This window comes from Flavobacterium sp. JLP (assembly GCF_015350755.1).
Lineage (GTDB): Bacteria > Bacteroidota > Bacteroidia > Flavobacteriales > Flavobacteriaceae > Flavobacterium.
Window position 1 is genome coordinate 26,403 of sequence record NZ_JADKPS010000006.1, and the last position, 19,548, is coordinate 45,950.

Sequence of the window (19,548 nt, forward strand, 5' to 3'; positions counted from 1 at the left end):
CAATTTTACTTTTGAGATCTTACAGCAAAATCGGAATATTTTACAAAATAACGAGTCTTTTTAATTTTTAACCAGCGATACATCATCAAACAATGAATAAGCTTTTGCCTGACCATCAGCCAGAAAACCAACCTCAACCTTTCCTCCTTTTACAGCAATATTTTTAATGCTGATTGTTTTCCATTCGGAGTTTTCCTCCTTAACAGTGATTAGAAATTTTTTCCCATTGCTTATTGCGTACAGTTCTAAATTAGTAAATCCTTTACTGTTTTTTATTTTGGCGGTTAATGTGTAAGTTCCATCTTCAAGTTTTACATAAGGAGAAGAAGTTATAATTTGAAAAACTTTTCTTTTAAAATTAATTTTATCACTGATATTCAAACTTTTTTCGCCAATAACCGTTTTCCTTTCTATTTGAGTATTAAAATGATTTAAAACTGGAGAAGTTACAGTATCCTGACTTATTGCATTTCCTTCGATAATTTCTGTTGCCCATCCTGTTAACTGAATTTGAACTGGTTTAACAGGACTCGGAATATGTCGTCTGTCTGCCTCAAAACTGCCATTTTTTACAAAATTATTTTCTTTGGCTGCTCTCCAATTTCCCGTTTTAGAATTCAGATTCCATGCACTTAATGAATTGAAATAAGGTGTTTTTTCTTCAAAAGAAATTGGGCACCATTGGTTGTATCCTAAACCGTTTCCGGCAAAATCAGCCCAGCGGTCGCCGCAATAAACAATCGTTTCCTGTTTGTTTCCTTTTACAGAAAAGAAAAAACCAGTCTGCGAAACATGTGCAAAATCTTCAGAAGCGCCATCTATAACCAGCATATTATTGGTTGGGAGATAAGGGCCTCTAATGTCATCAGCAACAAGATAATAAGCAAAAGAAGCATCCCAGCCGTATATGTTTGAAGCAAACATATAATACTTATTATTGTATTTAAACATGCAGTTTCCTTCTCTGCTTTCGCCTTTAAAAACTTCTGTACAATCTAACAAGTTTACTTTTCCTTCTTTCATGCCAATTTCAGAAACGTAGATTTTATTTCGTCCTTTTCCGTAGGAATAAATTAAATAGGATTTTCCGGTATCTTCATCAGTAAAAACGGTTTGATCTCCTGTATTGCTGGTTCCTATCATTTTCTCCATATTAATTTTCTGATGCCAAACAAAATCGCCTGTTGGCGAATCAGAAACTGTAATCAGTACTTCGCTTCCATGCTGTACAAACATGGCATATTTATTCATCTCTTTAATGTAACAAACGCCTAATCGCCCAACCCAGGTTTTTCCATATTGATTGACTTTGTCTTTAGTTAAAACATTTCCCTCAAATTTCCAGCTTTCTAAATCAGAAGAACTGTAACAAGTTACTGCTTCGAATGTATTTTTATCATGTGTTATAGACGGATCTGCACGATAAAGATCGGCTTCTAGATAATGCACGCCGTACCAATAATATTTTTGTTTGCCAGTAACTGGATCAGGAAATTTGAATATTCCACCGCCTTGGCTGTTAATCGGAAGTCCGTCTTTTGTATTCCAAAACACGTCGTTTTGAACAGAAAGTTCCTGTGCATATGTACTAGATATTCCGATCAGGAAAGTCAATGCTAAAACAGCAAAGCTCAAAGAATAACTTTTTTTTATTTCCATAATTCTCATTATTACATTAGATAAATCTGTAATAAAAGTATTTAATAACAATACAATTACCGTCATGCTGTATCCTGTTTACCACTTAATTGACAAAAAATGAATTTTTATATCCCAGAAATTTCACTACTACAAAATATAATTTGGAGCTCTTTTTTCAATAAATAAAAATTATTAGAAAAAATTCACCTTATAAAAAAGGAAAAATCCGACAAACTCATTTTTTCTTGAATTAAAAAATTAAACAAAACAAAAATGATTATCAAATTTGACTTTAAATCGTTAATTTTATTGAAATTTTATTAATTCTGGATAGTTAAATTAATATTATCTTAGCCGAAATAAAAACCGCTTTTCGATTCAAAATTTTACATTTAATAGTAACAAAATGAGATAATTGAATTGTAAAAAATCATATAAATAAAATTATTCTACAACAAATGAATCAACAACATTACAATCTTTTACTGGCAGACGATGATGAAGATGACTGCTCTTTTTTTAGAGAAGCGCTTGACGAATTATCTTTACCTGTAAGTCTTGTAACAGTTAATGACGGCGTACAGCTGATGGATTATTTAAAAGCTAATGCTCCAAATAATTTACCAGATATTCTTTTTCTTGATCTTAATATGCCACGAAAAAACGGTCATGAATGTTTAAAAGAAATCAAAGAAATTGATGATTTTCAAAATCTTGCAGTAATTATTTTTTCGACATCGCTAGATACTGAAATTGTTGATTTGATGTACTCTAAAGGAGCTACATATTATATTCGCAAACCTGGTGAATTTTCTAAATTAAAAAAAGTAATCGGAAATGCACTGGCCATCACCAAAGATCATTTGAAACAACCCGTAAGAGAGCATTTTGTTCTTCAACCTTAAAGCGTTTTTAGAATGAGCCCTATAAATAAGGAACATTATTTTCTAGCCGATGGAGGAGAAATGGGTGAATTAATACGATCGAAAGATTGGAGCAAAACATCTTTAGGCAATCCTGATACTTGGCCACAGAGTCTTTGTACAATGGTTTCTGTTATGCTCAACCATCCTTTTCCTATGTATATTGCTTGGGGAAAAGACTTCACGCAACTCTACAATGATGCATACAGACCAATTTTGGGCTCGACTAAACATCCTGATGCTTTAGGAAGAAGCGCAAAAGAGACATTTTCAGAAATTTGGGATACAGTGGCACCCATGTTAGATGAAGTTGCAAAAGGAAAAGCAGTTAGTTTTCCAGATTTCATGCTAGTCTTAAACAGAAACGGATTTGATGAAAAAACTTATTTCGATTTCTCTTACAGTCCGATTAAACAGGAAAATGGAGAAGTTGGCGGTGTTTTAGTCACCTTAATAGAAACTACCGAAAAGAAAAAAGCAACTGAAGCATTAAAAGAAAGCAATGCGCGATTTTTAAATAATATCATGCAGGCTCCTGTTGCTATGTGTGTTTTTAGAGGAAAAAATCATATTGTAGAAATGGCTAATGCTGAAATGCTGCAGTTATGGGGAACTAAAATCGAAAATGTAATTAATAAATCAATATTTGAAGGCTTGCCTGAAGCAAGAAATCAAGGCTTAGAAGATTTAATTAATACAGTTTATAATACGGGTGAAAGATTTGTTGCCAATGAAAGACCTGTACAGCTGTCTCGAAACGGAAACAAAGAAACTATTTATGTAAATTTTGTATATGAAGCTTTGAAAGAAGCTGACGGAAAAATTTCTGGCGTAGTAGCAATTGCGATTGAGGTAACGCAACAAGTTACAGCCCGCTCAAAAGTAGAAGAAAGCGAGCAAAAAATTAGACAATTAGTAGAGAATGCTCCTTTTCCGATAGCAGTATATGTTGGAAAAGAGATGACTATAGAGCTTGCTAATGATTCTATCATTAAAATATGGGGAAAAGGCAATAATGTCATAGGAAAATCTTTTAAAGAACTTCTTCCCGAACTTGACAATCAATTAGTGTTTGAACAGATTAATACCGTTCTTGAAACTGGAAAGTCTTTTCACACCAAAAATACTCCTCTAGATTTAACTGTTGACGGAAAGCTCCAGACTTTTTATTTTAATTATAGCTTAACGCCTCTTTTTGACATTCATGGAAATGTATATGCCGTAATGAATACCGGTGTTGACTTGACTGACCTTAATTTAGCAAAGAAAAAAATTGAGGAAAACGAGAATAACTTACGCAGTATGGTTTTGGAGTCTCCAATTGGAATATGCGTTCTGGATGCCCAAACATTAATTAGCGAAATTGTAAATGAAAGTTTTATTGAAGTTGCAGGAAAAAAATACGAAGAGATTGCAGGAAAACACTATTGGGATTCATTTGCAGAAGTAAAACCGTATTACGAAGAGGTACTTCAAAAAGTCGTTACTGACGGTGATCCTTTCTATGCCAATGAGGTTGAAATGAAACTCATTAGACATGGCAAAGAAGAAATTATATATGTAACTTTTGTTTATGCTCCTCTAAAAAATATGGAAGGAGAAGTTAAAAAAATTGCCATTTGGGTTCTCGATAATACCCCGCAAGTAAGTGCCAGACGTAAAATTGAAGAAGCGGATAAACGCTTCAGAAATACTGTTAAGCAAGCTCCCGTTGGTATCACCATATTACGCGGCCCAAATTATATGGTCGAAATGGCAAATGAAGCTTATTTAAGACTGGTAGATCGAGAAGAGAAAACTTTTGTTGGCAGACCTTTATTTGAATCTTTGCCAGAGGTTAAAGAATCTGTAAATTCTTTATTAAAAGGCGTTTTCAAAACCGGAATTCCTTTTCATGGAAATGAATTAGCAATTCCTATAAAACGTTATGGAAAATTAGACAATTCATATTTTGACTTTCTTTACCATCCTCTAAAAGAAGAAGACGGCTCTATTTCTGGCATCATTGTAATTGTTACAGAAGTCAGCGAAAAAGTTGAAGCTAGAAAGAAAACAGAACAAAATGAGGAAAGGCTTAACATTATTGTCGAAGCCAGTGAATTGGGTACGTGGGAACTGCATGTAAAAACAATGTTATTTGACTATTCAGAAAGATATCTTGAGATTGTCACCGGCATTAAAGACCAGCCAAAATTAAAACATGAACAGCTTTTAAGTCATGTTCATCCTGATGATATGCCTGTTAGAGAAAAAGCGTTTAAAGATGCAATGACTTCAGGATATCTTCAATATGAAACCCGATTAATATGGGATGATCAATCTATTCATTGGGTAGAAGCAAAAGGAAAACTTTTTTATGATGAAGAAAACAATCCTGATAAACTATTAGGTACTATTAGAGATATTACCGATGAAAAAAATCATCAGCAGGAGCTTGAAGACAGCGAAAAAAGATTCCGCAGTCTGGTAATGGAATCTCCTGTACCAAAAGCTATTTTGAAGGGAAAAGATATGGTAATCGAAATTGCCAACGCTGCACTTTTAAAAAGTATCTGGAAAAAAAAGCAAAGTGATGTTGCTGGAAAAAAATTATTTGATATTTTCCCAGAACTCAAAAAACAAAAATATGCCCAACTTTTAGAGGAAGTTTATGCCACTGGAAACGTGCATTCTGAATCTGAATCTCTTTTACATATTGGCAAAGACGGCGAACAGCATAAAATTTATATTGATTTTGAATATGCGCCTTTACGGGAAGCAGATAATACCATTTCAGGAATAAAAGCAACTCTGATTGATGTAACTGAAAAAGTTGAAGCCCGAAAAAAAATAGAAGAAAGTGAAAAACGTTTTCGATCGTTGACGGAAAGTATTCCGCAATTGATTTGGGAAACTGATGAAAAAGGCAACGCCTTATTTGCTTCTGGAAAATGGTTTGAATATACCGGAATTCATCCTTCCGGAGAAACAGAGTGGAGAGCCATGATTCATCCTGATGATTATGAGGAAAATGTTAAAATTTGGACTCATAGCTTAAAAACCGGCGATTTATACAGATGCGATGTACGTGTTCGAAGAAAAGATGGCAACTACAGATGGCATGCTGTTATTGGAGAACCTGTTCTAAATAAAGACAATAAAATTATTAAATGGGTTGGAGCATTTACTGATATACATACTGAAAAAGCTTTTACACATGAGCTTGAGCAGCAAGTAACAGCAAGAACCCGAGAATTGAGCCTGATGAATGAATCGCTTCAAAAAAGTGAAGAGCGCTATCATTTAATGGTCGAAGAAGTTCAGGATTACGCGATTTTATATCTCAACCATGAAGGAATTATAGAAAACTGGAATTTAGGTGCCGAAAAGATAAAAGGATATAAAGCAGAAGAAATTGTTGGGAAAAACTTCTCTATATTTTATACAGAAGCAGATAAGAAAAACAATCTTCCTCAAAAACTATTGAACCTGGCGATAGAAAAAGGAAAAGCAAAACATGAAGGGTGGCGTGTTCGCAAAGATGGAACTTTATTGTGGGCAAGCATCGTGATTACTGCCATTCATAATAAGAAGAAACAAGTTATAGGTTTTTCTAAGGTAACACATGACCTGACAGAAAAAAAGAGAGCTGATGACAAACTAAAACTAAATGCTTTAGAACTTGAACAGAAAAATACGGAGCTTGAAAAAATGAATCAGGAACTGCAGTCTTTTGCTTATATTTCAAGTCATGATTTACAGGAACCTTTGCGAAAAATTCAAACTTTTGCAACACAAATTATAGAGCGGGAATCTGATAATTTATCAGATGTTGGAAAAGATAAGTTTCAAAGAATGCAAAATGCCGCACAGCGAATGCAGACTTTGATCAACGATTTATTAGCCTATTCCAGAACTAATATTCAAGAACGAACTTTTGAAAAAACAGATCTTGCTAAAATTGTCGCTGAAGTAGAAGATGATCTAAAAGAAGAAATAGAACAAAAAAATGCTAAGATTGAACGTATAGAAAACTGCGAAGCAACTATTATTCCATTTCAATTTAGACAGCTTTTATATAATTTAGTGAGCAATTCTCTAAAATTCTCTAATCCAGAAAACCCCATTGTAATCAAAATTGATTGCAAAATTGTAAAAGGAAAAGACATTGGCAATAAAAAATTAGATGATGAAACTAACTATTGCCATATTCAAATTGCAGACAACGGAATTGGTTTTGAGCAGCAATACAGTTCAAAAATCTTTGAAGTTTTTCAGCGTTTGCACGGAAAACTAGAATACACCGGAACCGGAATTGGACTTGCTATTGTCAAGAAAATTGTAGACAATCATAACGGCATTATTACCGCAAGCGGAGAACTCAATAAAGGTGCTACATTTGATATATACTTGCCGGTTTAATGATATAAATAAAAATAAAAAAGCAGGATTTCGACATTTGAAATCCTGCTTTTTAAATCTATATTTATTCTATTTAGTGTAAAGTTGCTTCAAAAGGAGAGGCTGGCAAATCTTCTTTATTAAATAAATTTGCCTCAATCGGGTTATCTGCCCAAGCATATCTCACTTTAAAAGGCTGTGCAACAGCATCACTCCACACTTTAATTTTATTGCCTTCAATTACAGCATTTGCCCAAACAAATTTTCCGTCTTTTTCTGCAATTTCAAAACCTCTTAAAACAGCATTGTTTTTAGCAATTAACCCGCCTCCAACATCTGTAAAAGATAAAATCAATTGATTCCCTTTTTGTTCCATTTCTTTAAAAAGCGGTCCAGACGAAACAATATTTTTTTCTCCATAAGCGACTTTTCGAGCCTGCAAAGCCAATCTTTTCCCAACATCGTATTTGTTTAAAGGATGAATGTCATTCCACTCTCCTATATCAATTGTGACTGCCATTCCGGTATTTGGAACTGCTAAAATGTTTTTCTGCTGTTGTCTCAGCGCAGCCCAATTGCTTTCCCCTGGTTCTGTTTTAGGATCCATAAAATTTGTAAGCTGTACAAATAAAAACGGAAAAGAACCTTGCTTCCATTCTGTTCGCCAATTATTAATTAATGTTTCCATCAAAGCTGCATATTCTGCTGGTTTTTTAGTACTCGATTCGCCCTGATACCAAAGCACGCCTTTTATTCCATAATTTTTTAATGGTGCAATCATCGAATTATATAATCCAACTGGTTTCCATCTAATGAAAGTCTGCGGAGGCAAGGGCAGCATTTTTGTACCCAATTTATACTTCCAACTTCCTTTCAAATCAATTGAATCATTGTCTATAATTAATTGATACGGTTTATCAGCAACAAAACCGCCTCTTCCTGTATTATTAATGACTCTTATTGCAATTTCGTTTTTCCCTTCTTTTAAAAACTTCGGATCGAACGCATATTTTCGTGGCGGATACATGTAAGATGTTGTTCCAACAAAATTTCCGTTTACATAAACTGAATCGGCGTCTACAATTCGGCCTAAAATAAGTTTCGCATTAGTGGCTTTTAGATTTGACAAATCAACTTCTTTTCTAAACCAAACTGCTCCATTAGTATTTCCTAATGCATTATCTGCCCAATAACCGGGGATATTCATTGTTGCCCAATCTGAATCTTCTAAATCAGGTTTAGACCAATGATTTTTTAATCCTTCATCTTGCTGGTTTACTGATTTGTACCAATCTGTATTAATCTTTCGGTCCCTTTCTTCAATTTGAGTTCCGAGTTTTCCGTCTTTGAATTTCTGATATTCAGCATCATATTCCGGAAATTTTTTAACAGCTTCAGCACTTATCCAGCACTCAGCAGGTGAACCGCCCAAAGCGCTGTTAATTAATCCAATTGGGATTTTATATTTCGCATAAATTTCACTTGCAAAAAAATAAGCAACGGCAGAAAAATTTAAAATATTCTGCGGATTTACAGAACGCCATTCTCCAGAAGATAAATCGACATTTTCTTTCGCAAAATCATATTGGTCAGGCACCAAAAATTGTCTGATGTTAGGATTATCAGCTTTTGCAATACTATCTTTGTATTTGTCTTTTACGCGTTCCATCGGAAGTTCCATATTAGACTGTCCAGAGCAAAGCCAGACATCTCCAAATAAAATATCTTTTAATGCAATCGTATTGCTTGCAGACAAAATCATTTCGTAAGGTCCGCCGGCTTTTTGAGCAGGCAATACAATCGTCCAGTTTCCATCTTGAGAAGACATAGTTTGAAATTTTTTCTTGTTGAAACTAATTTCGACTTTTTCGTTTGGACTAGACCAACCCCAAATTTTAACTGGAATATCACGCTGCAAAATCATTCCATCACTAATTAATCTCGGAAGTTTTATTTGAGAATAACTGCTTGCGCAAATAATCAAAGTGATAAAAATTAGTATTTTTTTCATTTATAAAATGGATTTGTTTTTTTCTTTTAATCTAAACGATATCAATCAGGCATTCTTAAGTTTTACAACAAAAAGCCGAAAGAAATAAACTCTCGGCTTTTATATAGAAACAAATTTATACTAAGTTATAAACTAATCCTGTAAAATAACACTTATAACTGCTAACTAACCAAACTTGAATGTCCAGCAAAATTTGTTTCAATTATTGAATTCTTATTAATATCCAGGATTCTGATACGCTGCTTTTTCAGAAGCCGTCATGATCATAGCATCAAATTGTACTTGCGGAATCGGACGCAGATAATGATATGGTTTGATATCTCTAGCTACATTAATTGGTGTGTGGTTTCCGTATGCCGGACCACAAATTTGGTATGCGCTTGAAAGTTCAGTCCATTTTTGAGTACGAATTAAGTCATACCAACGATATCCTTCTCCATAATATTCACGAGAACGTTCTGCCAAAATATAATTAATATCAATAACTGCAGGTGTTGCGGCAGTCATAACAGCACTATTGTCAACCACTTTTGAAACATTTCCATTGTTGTCAAATCTCCATTTTCCAGCACGAGCGCGCAAAACGTTTACTAGTTCTCTAGCACTTTTTCCGCCTTGAGGCGCTGCTCCCATCACTACTGCCTCAGCCGCAATTAAATACAGCTCTGATAATTTTGCAATATTAAAAGGTCTTGTACTCGCTCCGTTTGGAGAACCTAATCCGGTACCATTATCTGTGCGGTAAGTTCCAAGTTTCCACAAACCAGGATATAAAATTCGGCTAATGCCACTTGGTGCAATAACAAAATCAGATCTTCCAGGCAATACTCCTGCTCCAACATTTCCATTTGTTGCACTATAGACAATAGACGGATCTTCATTATTTAAGAATGAAAGTATTGCACCTCCCGGAGCAACAGGCAGACTATTTGCATTATTTAAAGTTGGAGTTGTTATTCCTGCTTTGTTCCAGTTACCGCGATACACAGTTGTAAATGTGCCATCATATCGAGAATCATTCGTTTTGTCAGCAAATGTATTTACGATTGCGCCTATAGTTGGGCACATACGAATAAACGGTCTTCCTAAATGCTGTTCTGCTTCACGCTGTACAGAACTTACACCAGAACTTCTTATTACAGTATAGTTGGGAGTCATCATCCATACAGCAAAATTTTCAGGAGCTGCACCATTCGAAAATGTTAGGCTGCTGGCATTATAAAATTCACTTTTTTCAGTGTGGTCAGCGTATAATACAATTTCGCTGTTGCGGTCGTTGCTTCCTAAATGCACATCATAATAAGTTGGCTGTAGCGCAAATGAACCATGAGTATCAATTGCAGTTGCGGCTACATCATATGCTTTCTGAAAATACCAAGCTGCATCATGCCCGTCTGGGTCAACGCGTGTACTTTCTGGATAAGTTGGAATATTATTTGGGTTTTTTAACCACCATGCATAAGTCAAATAAGCTTTTGCCAAATAAAGCCTTGCTGCAGTTTTAGTTACACCGCCTTTTACTCTCCCAACGTCTGGCAAATCATTTACCGCTGTTACTAGATCAGGAAATATAGCTTTAGTATAAACTTGTGGCACAGTATTTCTAACAGAAAATCTTGATGGACTTGTGTTGAATTTAAGTTCTCCTGCGCCCAAATCTAACGGAACTCCGCCAAATGTTTGAACTAACAAGAAATAATCAAATGCGCGAAAGAATCTCGCTTCAGCAATCATTGCATTAGACACCGTTCCAATAGCTTCAGCATTTTCAATAATACCGCTTGCCGTGTTTATATTTATAAATGCAGGCTGCCACAAAGCATCAGTACGGCTCGAAGATGGCGTAATTGATCCTACTCCTGAAAGATCCATATCCTTAAAGTTCGCATCCGCACTTTGTGCATAGGTTACTTCATCGGTTCCTGTTTCGGTCGTATTGTAGTAGTAACCCTGTCCATAGATATAACGCAAGTGCGCATACATTGACGTTAATCCTCCAATAACTCCCTTTTCAGTTTTAAAATATTCAGGAGTGTAAATACTGCGTGGCTCTTCATCTAAAATATTAGAACATGCTCCCAGGAACAGCGTTATCATTGCTGTTGCCATAAAAGTTTTTATTTTTATAGGTTTCATCATTATCTTTTTTAAAATGTTAAGTTAAGGCCAATCAAGAAGGTACGTGTTGAAGGAGTATTTGTTCCTAAGGTCAGCAAACGTCTTTTATAGAAATCAGTTGTTGCTGCATTTTCGTTCCCATACGAATTGGTTTCAGGGTCCATACCTGTTTCTTTATGGTAAGGAGAATAAATTACGAATGGATTTTGCACAGTACAGTAAAGACGAAATCTGTCTATTCCGGCATCTTTAATAAATTTTTCAGTAATGTTATAACCTAGTGTAATGGTGCGGATTTTAACATAAGAGGCATCAAAGTATCCTAAAGTAGATCCGTATTTTGGATTATCATTACTTGTAATTCCGCCTGGTCTCGGGTATTTTGCATCCGTATTTTCAGGTGTCCAGTAATCTACTTTTACGTTTCCTCTTCTTCCGCTCAACATATTAAGATAACCTGATGAAGAGTAAAGCGTGCTGATAAGAACTCCTCCGCTCTGAAAGGCTCCTACTACACTTAGATCTAAATTTTTATAGGCTACACGAGTGTTGAAACCTCCTTGAAAATCAGGGTTAACATCTATGATTTGTCTGTCTGCGGGACCTATTTGTCTAGTTGGTGTTCCGTCTGCATTAAAATCTCCGGTATATTTTACTTTAATCATACCAACATTTCCTCCTGGCTCATATTTAGTAAGATTTGCATCTCCTTCTTGCCAAAGTCCTATTTTTTGATAATCGAAAATCACATCAATTGGATGTCCTACGAACCACCAGTTGTTTTCGTCTCTGTCTTGTCCAGAAGAAAGGGCTACCAGCTTATTTTTGTTCGAATAATAGTTTACCCCAACATCCCAAGACCAGCCATTTAGATTGTCTAATATTGATCCGTTAAGTGTAAATTCGTAACCTTTATTTTGAGTTTGTCCTATGTTTGCTGTATAACTGCCCACACCTGCTGTTGGAGGCAGACCTACACTTAAAAGGATATCTTTTGTATCGGTAACATAATACTCCGCTGTTCCGGTTAAACGATTTTTAAAAAACCCAAAGTCAATTCCGTAGTTCATTGTTGTAGAATATTCCCAACCCAAATCAGGATTAGGCAACGTCGATACATAATATCCAGTTGTATTTACTTCGCCAAAATTGTATGGTCTTGAATTTAAACTGCCCAGTGTAGAGTAAGGCGCAACTGCCTGGTTGGATGTTTCTCCGTAACCAACGCGCAATTTTAACTGTTCCAGCCAATTTACATTTTGCATAAAAGATTCATTTTTGATGTTCCATCCGGCAGATACTGCAGGATAAGTATGCCATTGATGTCCTTTGGCAAGTCTTGAAGAGGCATCAGATCGAACAGTTGCTGTAAGCATATAGCGATTGTCATAAGAATACATAGCGCGGGCCATGTACGAAATCAAGCCGCTTTGCTGATAATCCTGATTGTCCGGATTAATCGAAATTTCTCCCGCTGCTCTTCCTAAATTGTAAAATTGGAAAGAATCTGAAGGAATATCTTTCGCAGAAACTTGTGACTTATTGTATGTAGTTTGTTCTGAAGAGTACATTGCAACTGCATTTACCTGATGTTTTCCAAAAGTGCGATCGTAAGTAAGCAAGTTTTGAATTGTCCAGTTTGTATTAAGCGTGTTGGTAATAGATGCTGTTGAAACTGTGGTCGGATTGATACTAAATACACCTTCTCCAGTATATTGACCTCCATTAGTAGAACGGAAATTACCTCCCAGATCTAAATGGTATTTCAAGCCTTCTACACCCGGTATTTTTACCTCCGCATACAAAGTGTTATATGAACTGTATGCTCTTGTCTGGTCTATCCACTTATCTCCTAAATTATTAATCGTTTCTCTTGTATAGACCCAGTTTTCATCTAATGGCATTTTCACAGTTCTTTTCAAAGAGCCGTCTGCATTATACGGATTAGAAATAGAAGTTGTACTTAACGTATTATACAAACTTAAGTTACCTCCATTTGTAACAGAGTAATTATTATTTGTAGTGAAACCAAATTTAAAATAAGACCCTACTGCCTGATCGACAGCACCTCGCAGCGATAAACGACTGTAGTCTTGTCCCGGTACAACTGCTTCTTCTTTGTAATAACTCGCACCAAAATTATAATTACCATTTTCAGTACCGCTAGAAACGCCTATATCGTGATTTGTTACAACACCCGATCCAAAAAACAAGTCTTGCCAATTGGTATTTACATTATTAGATTCATCTGCACCGTTTGAGTAAAGTGGTGCTGTAGTACCTGGAAGAGTGGCTGCTTTACGCAAGGCAACAAATTCTGGTCCGTTCATCATTGGGAACTCTGCAAAAATATTTTTCAAACCGCTGTAAGTATTGTATGTAAATTTTGCTTTTTGACCTTTCTGACCTTTATTAGTTGATACTAAAATAACACCATTAGCACCACGCGATCCATAAATGGCAGTTGCTGATGCGTCTTTTAAAATGTCAATACTTTTGATATTATCCGGACTAATATCACCAATTGATCCTGCAAATGGAACTCCATCTAACACTACCAGCGGATTGTTGTCTGCCGTTAGCGAACGCGTACCTCTAATACGAATTTGCATTTCAGCACCTGGCTTAGATGATGTCTGAGTCATTTGAACTCCTGCTAAACGCCCTTGCAAAGCCTGTGTTATATTAGCCGATGGCACCTCACGAACTACGTCTCCTTTAATGGAAGATACAGAACCTGTTACTGCTTCTTTTCGCTGTGTACCATAACCAATCACTACAACTTCCTGCAATGCGTTAGAATTTTCTTCTAATACTGCATTTATTTTATTCTTACCTCCTACGGATATCTCTTTTGTTTTTAGACCTAGAAAGCTAAATACTAATACTCCATTAGAAGGAACATTCGAAATAGAATAATTCCCATCAAAACCTGTGGCGACACCCGTTTTAGTGCCCTTGATACTCACATTTGCTCCTGGAATCGGACCATTCGCATCTGAAACAACTCCTGTTACTGTAGTTTGAGCCGTGGCACTCAAAGAAAACAGAAAAATCAGGGATAAAAACCCAAAGCACTTAAAGAGCTTTGGTTTGCTTTTAATTGTAAAGAATTCAGTCATAAAAATTGATTTAGATAATTAATAGTTGGTTTAGTTAGTTTTTAGTGAAATAGAAACTCATATACTTAGCGAAGTGAAAAACAGCACACTTATCTCTTATTTTCAAAACAAATATAGACAAAAATACAAAACACGCAATCGGTTGTGTAATATTTTTTTATCTATATCGAAAAAAAAGTCATAATTAAATATGAGATATATAAATTTAACTAGAAAGGATTAGGTATTACGCAAATCAATACTATTTAGATTTCACAGTATTATTTTAGAAAAATAATAAGCTATTACCCTTAAAAGGCAGTAAAAACAACAACTTTAAAAAATTAAGATCGTTAAATACAGAAAATACAGTAGAAAATAAAAATTTAAAATCTCGTAAAAAAAGATTTTTTAACTGATAAAAAGAGCACATAATTTTTTAATAAATCATTCTTTTTAGGCACGGATTAAAAACACAATCGTTTGCTTTATAATACAAAAAAAACTCCTTTTAAATTAAAAAGGAGTTTTTTTTGAAAATCAAAATTTCGTTGAATTAAATCGAAATTATAAATTCATTTTTTTAGCATCTTCAACAAATTGTTTCAAACCAATATCCGTTAACGGATGTTTTAATAATCCTTTTATTGAGGACAAAGGTCCCGTCATAACATCAGATCCTGCTTTAGCACAATTTACTACATGCATAGTATGTCTGATCGAGGCGGAAAGTATTTGAGTATTGAATGCATAATTGTCGTAAATCTCTCTGATCTCAGCAATTAAATGCATTCCGTCGGTAGAAATATCATCTAGTCTTCCTAAAAAAGGAGACACATAAGTAGCGCCTGCTTTTGCTGCAAGCAATGCTTGTCCTGCTGAAAAAACCAAAGTAACATTGGTTCTTATTCCTTTATCCGAAAAATATTTACAGGCTTTAATTCCGTCAGCAATCATTGGGAGTTTTACAACAATTTGTTTGTGTAAAGCAGCCAATTCTTCTCCTTCTCTGACCATGCCTTCAAAATCTGTAGAAATCACTTCTGCAGAAACATCTCCATCTACAATAGTACAGATATCAAGGTAATGCTTCAAAATATTGGCTTTGCCGGAAATTCCTTCTTTGGCCATTAGCGACGGATTAGTGGTCACTCCGTCTAAAACGCCTAAGGCTTGTGCTTCTTTAATGTCTTCTAAATTTGCTGTGTCAATAAAAAATTTCATTGTTTTTTGGTTTAAGGTTAGTTATGAAATATAGTTTTTAAGTATCGTTTGTCATTTCGGCTCAAGAGAAAAATCAGACTAGAAATTATGCGAAGTTTTATCTACAATCTTTGCAGATTTCGAGTGTAATTTCTCGTTCACGGAAATGACAAGATTGTGCAAAAAAAATAAAAAAAGACCTAACAGATTTAAACTTGCCAGGCCTTTATAATTAAGTTTTTATCAATTAAATATATTGATTGATAATGTTTTCAAATAATTCTTGCTTACCGCTTTGCAATGATAATTCTCCATTTTGGTTTGCGATATCGTATAAATCTTTAAGGTTTAATTTTCCATCAGCAAAATCTTTACCTTTTCCAGAATCAAACGAGCTGTATCTTTCTGTTCTCAATTTTTCATAAGGAGAAGAAGTGATGATTTTATCTGCAGTCAACAATGCTCTTGCAAAAGTATCAGCACCGCCAATGTGCGCTAAGAAAACATCTTCCAAATCAGTTGAGTTTCTTCTGATTTTGGCATCAAAATTAACTCCTCCGCCTTGCAAGCCGCCCGCTTTTAAGAATACCAACATTGCTTCTGTCGTTTCTTGAATATTGTTTGGAAATTGGTCTGTATCCCAACCGTTTTGGTAGTCACCTCTGTTAGCATCAATACTTCCTAACATTCCAGCTTTTGCAGCCACTTCTAATTCGTGTTGAAAAGTGTGCTGTGCTAAAGTAGCATGGTTCACCTCAATATTGATTTTGAAATCTTTATCTAAACCATATTCACGTAAAAATCCGATAGCAGTCGCCGAGTCAAAATCGTATTGATGTTTAGATGGCTCCATTGGTTTTGGCTCAATAAAGAAAGTTCCTTTAAAACCTTGAGCTCTTGCGTAATCTCTAGACATTGTCAAGAATTTTGCCATATGGTCTAATTCTCTTCCCATATCTGTGTTCAATAAAGACATATAACCTTCTCTACCTCCCCAGAATACGTAGTTTTCTCCATCTAAAGCAATCGTCGCATCCAAAGCTAATTTTACTTGTCCTCCAGCTCTTGCCACTACATTAAAATCAGGATTTGTCGCTGCTCCGTTCATAAATCTTGGATTTGAAAAACAGTTTGAAGTTCCCCAAAGTAATTTAATTCCAGACTCCGCTTTTTTCTGTTTTAAATATTCTGTGATTGTAGCCAAACGTTTTTCAGACTCAGCAAATGTTGGGCCTTCAGCAACTAAATCATAATCGTGAAAACAGAAATAATCAAATCCCATTTTACTGATAAATTCAAATGCAGCATCTGCTTTATCTTTTGCAGCCTGAATCGGATCTGAAGACTGGTCCCAAGCAAAGTTTTGAGTTCCTGGCCCGAACGGATCGCTTCCTTGTCCGCAGAAAGTATGCCAATACGCGATAGCAAATCTAAAGTGCTCACGCATTGTTTTTCCAGCTACAACTTGGTCTGGATTGTAATATTTGAATGCCAAAGGATTATCAGACTCCTTGCCTTCAAATTTAATTTGACCAATACCTTTGTAGTATTCTTTATTTCCTAAAACTATCATTTGTTCTTTTATTTATTTGTTAATATTAGTTCTAATTCTTGTTTCCATTTTTGATAAGCCTTTTCATAAGGGGCTGCGTTGTGAAGTGGTAAAAATGTCATTACATGATCGTTGTCACTAACATTAGCTCCAAATTTACTGTAATCACCATCTTTTAAACCCACCGCTCTTGCCGCTCCTACTGCTCCGGTTGTATTGTAAATTTCGATTTCATGCCCAATTAATGTTGCCACAGTATTCGAAAAAATTTCTGAGCGGAATAAATTATCATTTCCAGCTCGAATCACATTAATTGTCGCATTATCTTCTTTTAAACATTCCATTCCGTATACAAAAGAAAAAGCAATTCCTTCTAAAGAAGCTCTAAACAAATGTGCACTATTGTGAATGTTTAAGTTGAGGTTTAGAAAATGAGTTCCGATGGTTTTGTTGTTGAACATACGCTCGGCGCCATTTCCAAACGGAATGACCACAACGCCTTCTGATCCCACTTCAATATTAGAAGCCTTTTCATTCATTGCTTCATAACTCTCATTTCCCATATTATTACGCAGCCATCTGTATTGTATTCCGGCTCCGTTAATGTTCAATAATTTTCCTATTCTTGGCGTTTCAACTTCATAGTTAACGTGAACAAAGTTGTTTACTCTATTGGTTTTATTTCCAGACGCCATTTCGCTTACAGCGTAAAAAACGCCAGAAGTACCGCCTGTTGCTGCTACTTCTCCCGGATTTAATACATTTAACGACAAGGCATTATTTGGCTGGTCGCCAGCGCGGTAAACAATCGGAATTCCGACAGGAAGTCCAGATTCTTTAGAAGCTTTTTCATTTAAAATTCCTTGATTAGTAAAATTCTCTACAATTTCTGGAGTCAAAGATTGATCAATTCCGTAATAATCCAACAGCCAATTGGCTACTTTGTTTTCTTTATAATCCCAAAGCATTCCTTCAGAAAGACCGTTTTTAGTTGTTGTAAATTTTCCGGTAAGTTTATAGGCAATATAATCGCCTGGCAACATGTATTTGTAAACTTTATTATAGATTGCTGGTTCGTTTTCTTTTACCCATTTTAGTTTCGAAGCCGTAAAATTTCCTGGAGAATTCAGCAAATGCTCTGAACATTTTTCTGGACCAATTTCAGCGAAAGCGGTATTTCCAATTTCAACTGCACGGCTGTCGCACCAAATAATAGAATTTCGAAGCGGATTGCCTTCTTTATCTACAATAACCAATCCGTGCATTTGATAGGATATACCAACACCTTGAATTTTAGAAGCATCAATATTTGCTTCACGAATGGCTCTTTTGGTCGCCACACAAATGTGCTGCCACCAAATTTCGGGATCTTGTTCTGCCCAGTCTGGGTGCAAGGACACAATTTCCATTTCGTTTTGAGGCTCATTCAAAACAATTATCTTTTTGCCAGTTTCGGCTTCTACCAAGGCAACCTTGACAGACGAACTTCCGATATCATATCCTATATAATACATAACTTATAATGATTCTCTTAATATTAAATTTGTGGGTACATAACACTGCACAACTTCATCATGTGTAATAAATGCAGCTGCTTTTGTTCCTAATTGATTAAAATCAGTCGAAACAACTGAAATTCCTTTGTATATAAATTTTTTCATTGGCGTTTCATTGTAAGATAAAAAACCAACATCTTCTCCAGGCTCCAAATCTTTATCTTTGCACTGCTCTAAAAAATGACCTAAAATCCTGTCGCTGATACTGATGTAAGCAATGCCTTTTTCGATATTAAACTTTTTAGGATCTGTTATAATTTCATTTTTAAAATTAAAATCAGCACAAAATTTCTTAAAAAACTCCAAGGTTTCCTTTGGATGATTGGTATAATCCGGATACACAAACTGAAGGCTTTTGTATTTCTTAAATAAATCTGCAGCCTCTTTCAATGCATTATAAAATGCTTTTCCGAAATCCTGAAAAACATAATTATTATTATTTTCAGCGTGAATATTCCAATCAATCAAGAGCAATTTTTCATTCGAAATAGTTTCGAGCGTTGGTGCAATTTCATCGTGATCAAAATTCATTACCACGTATTTGTAATATTTCCCGACACTGTTATTGATTATCGTCTTAAAAACATCAATGTTATAATGATGAAACTGAACATCTGTAATTACATTATCCGGCAAATTATTCACAAACGAATGATACAAAACCTCTTTATACGCTTTAAAAGTATCTAATACCAAAAGTACTTTTCTAGTTTCTCCCGAAACATAATACCCTTTATTCGGAACAGAATCGATTATATTTTGATCTTTTAGAATCGAATATGCCTTAAAAACAGTATCTCTCGATAGCTGATTGTTTTTGCAGATCGCATTTACAGACGGCAATAAATCTCCTTTCTGCAAAATATTCTCTGCAATGGCATTATTAATTCCGTTTACCAATTGCTGGTATTTCGGAATATCACTGTCGTGATTAATAACAAATACAAATTTTTCCTGTTCTTCGTTTAGCATACCGTTCCGTTCTGTTCTGGTATGCTAAAGTAAATAATCCCATTTTATAAAAAAAATATTTTTTAAATGAAATTGTTATTTTTAATATACA

Annotated in this window: 10 protein-coding genes; 2 read left to right on the plus strand and 8 right to left on the minus strand. The window is 35.1% G+C overall.

Annotated elements, in window-relative coordinates; genetic code table 11:
* Positions 1-60: 60 nt before the first annotated feature.
* Positions 61-1,659 (minus strand): family 43 glycosylhydrolase, encoded by a 1,599-nt coding sequence (locus IRZ83_RS14475; protein ID WP_194569832.1) that lies wholly within the window; start codon positions 1,657-1,659, stop codon positions 61-63.
* 440 nt (positions 1,660-2,099) lie between these two features.
* Between IRZ83_RS14475 and IRZ83_RS14480 the strand changes: the two genes are divergently transcribed.
* Entirely contained in the window at positions 2,100-2,546 is a 447-nt protein-coding gene (locus IRZ83_RS14480; RefSeq protein WP_194569834.1) for a response regulator, read from the plus strand.
* A gap of 12 nt (positions 2,547-2,558) precedes the next feature.
* Positions 2,559-6,965, plus strand: coding sequence for a PAS domain S-box protein (locus IRZ83_RS14485; RefSeq protein WP_194569836.1), 4,407 nt, complete (start codon positions 2,559-2,561; stop codon positions 6,963-6,965).
* A gap of 73 nt (positions 6,966-7,038) precedes the next feature.
* On the opposite strand, the gene IRZ83_RS14490 is transcribed toward IRZ83_RS14485, so the two are convergent.
* The 7 genes from IRZ83_RS14490 to IRZ83_RS14520 form a co-directional block, all read right to left on the minus strand.
* Positions 7,039-8,955 carry a sialate O-acetylesterase gene (locus IRZ83_RS14490; RefSeq protein ID WP_194569839.1) on the minus strand — a complete coding sequence of 639 codons (1,917 nt, stop codon included), beginning with the start codon at positions 8,953-8,955 and terminating at the stop codon, positions 7,039-7,041.
* Positions 8,956-9,171: 216 nt separating this feature from the next.
* On the minus strand, positions 9,172-11,091 hold the full coding sequence (locus tag IRZ83_RS14495) for a RagB/SusD family nutrient uptake outer membrane protein (RefSeq protein WP_228520704.1): 1,920 nt from the start codon (positions 11,089-11,091) through the stop codon (positions 9,172-9,174).
* A gap of 11 nt (positions 11,092-11,102) precedes the next feature.
* Positions 11,103-14,195, minus strand: a complete 3,093-nt coding sequence (locus IRZ83_RS14500) for a SusC/RagA family TonB-linked outer membrane protein (RefSeq protein WP_029272874.1) — start codon at positions 14,193-14,195, stop codon at positions 11,103-11,105.
* A gap of 546 nt (positions 14,196-14,741) precedes the next feature.
* Entirely contained in the window at positions 14,742-15,398 is a 657-nt protein-coding gene (fsa, locus tag IRZ83_RS14505; RefSeq protein WP_029272873.1) for a fructose-6-phosphate aldolase, read from the minus strand.
* Positions 15,399-15,624: 226 nt separating this feature from the next.
* Positions 15,625-16,950, minus strand: coding sequence for a xylose isomerase (gene xylA / locus IRZ83_RS14510; RefSeq protein WP_194569843.1), 1,326 nt, complete (start codon positions 16,948-16,950; stop codon positions 15,625-15,627).
* Positions 16,951-16,958: 8 nt separating this feature from the next.
* Positions 16,959-18,443, minus strand: a complete 1,485-nt coding sequence (locus tag IRZ83_RS14515; protein WP_194569845.1) for a xylulokinase — start codon at positions 18,441-18,443, stop codon at positions 16,959-16,961.
* A gap of 3 nt (positions 18,444-18,446) precedes the next feature.
* Entirely contained in the window at positions 18,447-19,457 is a 1,011-nt protein-coding gene (locus IRZ83_RS14520) for a GntR family transcriptional regulator (RefSeq protein WP_029272870.1), read from the minus strand.
* Positions 19,458-19,548 lie beyond the last annotated feature (91 nt).

What these genes read in the sequence shown, in the direction of transcription:
- IRZ83_RS14475 (WP_194569832.1), bottom strand. Translation starts at nt 1,659, where the DNA reads ATGGAAATAAAAAAAAGTTATTCTTTGAGCTTTGCTGTTTTAGCATTG.
- IRZ83_RS14480 (WP_194569834.1), top strand. Translation starts at nt 2,100, where the DNA reads ATGAATCAACAACATTACAATCTTTTACTGGCAGACGATGATGAAGAT.
- IRZ83_RS14485 (WP_194569836.1), top strand. Translation starts at nt 2,559, where the DNA reads ATGAGCCCTATAAATAAGGAACATTATTTTCTAGCCGATGGAGGAGAA.
- IRZ83_RS14490 (WP_194569839.1), bottom strand. Translation starts at nt 8,955, where the DNA reads ATGAAAAAAATACTAATTTTTATCACTTTGATTATTTGCGCAAGCAGT.
- IRZ83_RS14495 (WP_228520704.1), bottom strand. Translation starts at nt 11,091, where the DNA reads ATGAAACCTATAAAAATAAAAACTTTTATGGCAACAGCAATGATAACG.
- IRZ83_RS14500 (WP_029272874.1), bottom strand. Translation starts at nt 14,195, where the DNA reads ATGACTGAATTCTTTACAATTAAAAGCAAACCAAAGCTCTTTAAGTGC.
- fsa (WP_029272873.1), bottom strand. Translation starts at nt 15,398, where the DNA reads ATGAAATTTTTTATTGACACAGCAAATTTAGAAGACATTAAAGAAGCA.
- xylA (WP_194569843.1), bottom strand. Translation starts at nt 16,950, where the DNA reads ATGATAGTTTTAGGAAATAAAGAATACTACAAAGGTATTGGTCAAATT.
- IRZ83_RS14515 (WP_194569845.1), bottom strand. Translation starts at nt 18,443, where the DNA reads ATGTATTATATAGGATATGATATCGGAAGTTCGTCTGTCAAGGTTGCC.
- IRZ83_RS14520 (WP_029272870.1), bottom strand. Translation starts at nt 19,457, where the DNA reads ATGCTAAACGAAGAACAGGAAAAATTTGTATTTGTTATTAATCACGAC.